The organism is Psychrobacter sp. 1U2, assembly GCF_051847575.1.
Map to the genome: position 1 here is coordinate 1 of NZ_JBPYDC010001736.1, position 534 is coordinate 534.

Here is a 534-nt window from a genome sequence, read left to right on the forward strand (position 1 = left end):
ATGAGTCAACATCGGCGGTTGGCCATCGATTACAATATGTTCGCCAATCAATGTTGCTTCTGGATAATGCTGACGCTCTTGATTCACTAAGTCATATAAGTCCACACGTTCAACCTGCTGCATCGCATGACCTGCATCAAGTCGACTCACTAACAAGATACTTTCCACCAAATCGTTAAGCCCTGATAAATCACGATTGATCGCTTGGGCACGTTTATCAAACTTTGCCTTTGTATCGCTTGGCATCGAACCTGCCAACATATCCATCATCTCTATCTGCAGACGAATACGGGTAATGGGTGTGCGTAGCTCATGTGATGCATGGGCCAACAACAAATTATTGGCATCAATTAGGTGTTCGATTTTTTGCGCTGCTTGGTTGAATCCACGAGCAAGAAAAGCAATTTCATCATTACCACGACTATTGACACGTACAGTAAAGTCACCGTCACCAAGTTGACTCATCTGCTGACTCATGTGATTGATACGCCATGTCATTGAACGTGCAATCCACCATAGTACGCCTGCCATAAT

General features: G+C 44.2%; 1 protein-coding gene. It reads right to left on the reverse strand.

Annotation, left to right across the window (positions count from 1 at the left end; genetic code table 11):
* Nucleotides 1-534: HAMP domain-containing protein (locus ACS8FD_RS24130; RefSeq protein ID WP_439277707.1), on the reverse strand; the 534-nt coding region annotated here is incomplete at both ends.